Annotated in this window: 1 protein-coding gene; it reads right to left on the bottom strand. The window is 71.0% G+C overall.

Features of this window, described 5'->3' with window-relative positions; genetic code table 11:
* Positions 1-5,070 (bottom strand): type I polyketide synthase (locus tag CCN51_RS21020; RefSeq protein ID WP_143675858.1); only part of this gene is annotated, 5,070 nt, incomplete at both ends.

Here is a 5,070-nt window from a genome sequence, read left to right as displayed (position 1 = left end):
GAACACCGTCCGGTCCAGCAAGTCGGCCTCGACCGAACCGGGCTCGGCGAACATCACCTCTCGCAACGACCGGTCCAGCTCCCGGTCCAGATGCGCACACACCTCATCCAGAGCCTCCGCGAACACCGGGAACCGCTCGTACAACTCCCGGCCCATCCCAGCCCGCTGACTGCCCTGCCCCGAGAACAGGAACGCCACCACCCGGTCCTCACGGGCCACGTCCTGCACGACACCGGCAGCCGAACCGCCCACGGCGAGGGCGCGCAGCCCTTCCATGGCCTCACCACGGTCTCCGGACAACACCACACCGCGCCGCTCGAACGCCGACCGCGTGGTCAGCAGGGACAGCGCGAGGTCGGCAGGGGTCAGCTCCGGATTCCGCTCCAGGTGCGACAGCATCCGCGCCGCCTGGGACCGCAGCGCCTCCGCCGTCTTGCCCGACACCGCCACCGGCACGACGCCCGGCGCCGCATCCGGCGTGTCGTTCTCGGCTCCGACAGCCGCCGGCGGCGCCTGCTCCAAGATGGTGTGCGCGTTGGTGCCGCTGATCCCGAACGACGACACCGCCGCTCGCCTGGGGCGGTTGCCCTCCGGCCACTCCACCGGTGCGGTCAGCAGCCGGACAGCGCCGGACGACCAGTCCACATGCGAGGTCGGCTCGTCGAGGTGCAGGGTGGCGGGCAGCGTGCCGTATCGCAGCGCCATGACCATCTTGATCACCCCGGCCACACCCGCCGCCGCCTGCGTATGCCCGATATTCGACTTCACCGACCCCAGCCACAACGGACGCTCCGCGTCCCGGTCCCGGCCATACGTCGCCAGCAGCGCTTCGGCTTCGATGGGGTCGCCCAGCGTGGTGCCGGTTCCGTGTCCTTCCACTACATCGATATCGGCGGGCGAGAGACCGGCGTCGGCCAGGGCCTGCCGTATCACTCGCTGTTGGGACGGGCCGTTCGGCGCCGTGAGCCCGTTCGAGGCACCGTCCTGGTTCACCGCCGAACCCCGCAACACGGCCAGCACCTCATGGCCATTGCGCTGGGCGTCCGACAACCGCTCCAGCACCAGCATCCCGACACCCTCGGACCAGCCCACCCCGTCAGCGCTCTCGGAGAACGACTTGCACCGGCCATCGGCCGCCAAGCCGCCCTGCGCGCTGAAGTCCACAAAGGGCCCCGGAGTGGCCATGACCGTCACACCACCGGCCAACGCCAGGGCACACTCGCCACTGCGCAGCGCCTGAGCCGCCCAGTGCATGGCCACCAGCGACGACGAGCACGCCGTATCGACCGTCACCGCCGGGCCCTCCAGGCCGAGGGCGTAGGCGACCCGGCCCGACATCACGCTGCCCGCCGTACCGGTCCCGACGAAGCTCATCACCTCCTCCGGGAATTCCGCGCCGGAGCCGTAGTCGTGGTACATCACTCCGGCGAAGACACCGGTCCGGCTGGAGCGCAGCGTCAGCGGGTCGATCCCGGCCCGCTCGATCGCCTCCCACGAGGTCTCCAGCAGCAGCCGCTGCTGCGGATCCATCGCCAGCGCCTCACGCGGCGAAATCCCGAAGAAGCCCGCGTCGAACTCGCCCGCCTCGTGCAGGAACCCACCCTCACGCACATAGCTCGTGTTCCCGCGAGTGTTCCGATCCGGGTCGTAGAGCGCGTCCAGATCCCATCCCCGGGTGGTCGGGAATCCGGAAACGCCGTCCAGTTCGTCACTCACCAACTGCCACAGGCCCTCCGCGGAATCCACGCCACCGGGGTAGCGGCAGGCCATGGACACGATCACGATCGGATCGTCGTCGACGGGCGTACGGCGCGGCTCCAGCGCGAGCGGGCCACTGTCGGTGCCGACGAGTTCCGCGACCAGGTGTTCGGCCAGCGCCAGCGGTGTGGGGTAGTCGAACACGAGGGTGGACGGCAGGCGCAGGCCGGTGGCGTTGGCCAGCTGGTTACGGAGCTCCACCGCGGTCAGCGAGTCGAAGCCCAGTTCACGGAACTCATGCCGGACTTCCACCGCCTCCGGCGACGTGTGCCCGAGAACCGAGGCCACCTCCGTGCTCACCAGGTCCACCACGGCACGGACCCGGTCCGCCGGGCGCAGCTCCGTCAGCCGCTGGGTGAGCGTGGCCGCTGCGGCCGGGTCGCTTGCGGCAGCGTGGCGGCGCGAGGGCCGGTCGGCGTCGGAGCGCACCAGCCACGGCACCTCACGCCGGGCCCGCAGCGCGGCCACATCGACGCGGGCGGGCACCAGCAGCGCGTGCCCCAGCGAGCACGCGGTGTCGAACAGCGCCAGGCCCTGCTCGGCGGGCAACGGCGACATCCCGCCCCGGGCCATCCGTTTGACGTCCGCTTCGCCGAGGTCGCCGGTCATTCCCGCGCTCTGTTCCCATGGGCCCCACGCCAAGGACATCGCGGCGAGACCATGCGCTCGCCGGTATTGGGCCAGGCCGTCAAGGAAGCTGTTCGCCGCGGCGTAGTTGGCCTGCCCGGCGCCGCCGACGATGCCGGTGACCGACGAGAACACCACGAACGCCGCGAGATCCATGTCCCGGGTGAGATCGTGCAGCTGCCACGCCGCGTCCACCTTGGGTCGGAAGACGGTGTCCAGCCGGTCCGGTGTCAGCGAACCGATCACACCGTCGTCCAGGACACCAGCGGTGTGGATGACCGCGGTGAGCGGATGCTCCTCGGGGATCCCCGCGAGCAATTCCGATACGGCGGCCCGGTTCGCGACATCGCACGCGACGACCCGGACCTCGGCTCCGTGCGCCGTCAGCTCGGCGACCAGCTCGACGACCGCGTCGCTCTCGCCACCGCGCCTGCTGGCCAGCAGCAGTTGCCGCACACCGTGCTCGGCCACCAGATGCCGTGCGAACAGGCGCCCCAGACCGCCCGTACCACCAGTGATCAGGACCGTGCCGGCAGGATCCCACTGTCGCGGCTCGAGCTCCCCGGTGACCGGGCGGCCCAGCCGTCCGACCCGGACGGCGCCGTCACGGATGACCGCCTGCGGCTCTCCGGAAGCGAGGACGGCGGGGATCGCCGCGGCGGCGTTCTCCTTCTCGTCGAGGTCGATCAGCACGAATTGGTCAGGGTTCTCCACCTGCGCCGCCCGCACCAGACCCCACACCGCGGCGGCGGCCAGGTCGAGGACCGCGTCCCCGTCTTCCGCCGCGACCGCGCCCCGGGTCACGAACACCAGGCGGGACCGGGCCGACCGGTCGTCGGCCGACCAGTCCTGGACCAGCCTCAGCACCTCGGAGGTGAGTGCTCGCGCCGTGTTGGCCACCGCATCCGCGCCCCCGTCGTCGCCGTGGGCACCTCCGCTGATCGGGACCAGCACAACAACGGGATCATCGTCGGACACCTCGCCCAGGGACTCCAGGTCCTGGTGCGTCGTAACGGAGTTTCGAGGCGCCGTGAGTGCCGCTCCCAGCGCGAACTCGTCCGTTCCGAGTACGGCCCACCGCACGTCCTCGGTGCCATCGACGGACCCGGGCGTCGGCAAGGGTGTCCATGCCAACTGGAACAGCGATTCGTGCCGACGCGCGGAAGCGGCGGCCATGCGTTCAGTGGACACCGCCCGCAGGACGAGCGAATCGACGGACACAACCGGGTCCCCGGCCACATCGAGCGCCATCAGCGACACCGATTCCGCACCGGCCTTGGTCAGCCGTACCCGCAGCGTCGACGCGCCACCGGCGTGCAGACAGACCCCGTTCCAGGAGAACGGCAACCGGCCGGCCTCGCTCGCGTCCAGGTCCACGAACAACGCCGCGTGCAGCGCGGCGTCCAGCAGCGCGGGATGCACGCCGAAGGACTCGGCATCGGTCACCTGCTCGTCCAGGGCAACCTCGGCGAAGACCTCGTCCCCGCGCCGCCACACCGCCCGCAGGCCCTGGAACACCGGCCCGTAGGCGAAACCGCCCGCCGCGAACCGCTCGTAGAACCCCTCAAGATCGACCTCGGTCGCCCCCTCAGGCGGCCACACCGCGCCATCGGACTCCGCCCGGCGCTCCCCGGCCGCGAGCACGCCCGTGGCATGCCGTATCCAGGGCCCTTCCGCGACATCGGCCGGACGGGAGTACACATTCAGACTGCGGCGTCCCGAGCCGTCCGGCTCGCCCACTCGCAGCTGTACCACCACCGCATCCCGCTCGGGCACCACCAAAGGCATCGCAAGGGTGAGCTCCTCCACCGAACCGCAGCCGACCTGGTCACCGGCGCGAATCGCCAGCTCCAGGAAACCGGTGCCGGGGAACAGCACCACACCGCCGGCCGCGTGATCGGCCAGCCACGGGTGGGTGGCCACCGACAGGCGACCGGTGAACAGCAGACCGCCGGCATCGGCCAGCTCCACCGCCGCGCCCAACAGGGGATGGAGCGCGGAGACCAGGCCAAGACCCGAGGCGTCTCCCGTACGGAGCAAGCTCGCCGGCCAGTAGCGCCGGCGCTGGAAGGCGTAGGTGGGCAGGTCCACCCGCCGAGCGCCTGTTCCGGCAAACAGGGCCTGCCAGTCGATCCGCACACCGATGACATGCAGTCGGGCCAGCGCGGTGAGCAGCGCCCTCTCCTCTTCCTGGTCCTTGCGCAGCGCCGGGATCACAACGGTGTCGGCGGACGGCTCGGGCAGGCTGTCCTGGGCCATGGCGGACAGCACGCCGTCGGGGCCGACCTCCAGGAACGCGGTCACCCCGGCCGCGCTGAGTGCGGCCATCCCGTCGGCGAACCGCACCGACTCGCGCACATGGCGCACCCAGTACTCCGGCGAGCACACCAACTCCGCCGACGCCACCTCACCCGTCACATTCGACACCAGCGGGATCCGCGGAGCCTCGATGGACAGCTCCTCCACCACCCGCCGGAACCCGTCCAGCATGGGCTCCATCAACGGCGAGTGAAACGCATGCGACACCCGCAGCCGCCTGGTCCTGTGCCCCTCCTCCTCGAACCGGGCCGCGACCTCCGACACCGCGGTCTCGTTCCCGGCGATCACCACCGAGCGTGGTCCATTGACCGCGGCGATCGACACCCGGCCGGTCAGATACGGAATCACCTCGTCCTCGGTGGCCTG

This window comes from Streptomyces milbemycinicus (assembly GCF_002154605.1).
GTDB classification, from domain to species: Bacteria; Actinomycetota; Actinomycetes; order Streptomycetales; family Streptomycetaceae; genus Streptomyces; species Streptomyces milbemycinicus.
The sequence above is the reverse complement of the archived record's forward strand: the minus strand, read 5'-3'. Positions and strand labels throughout refer to the sequence as shown.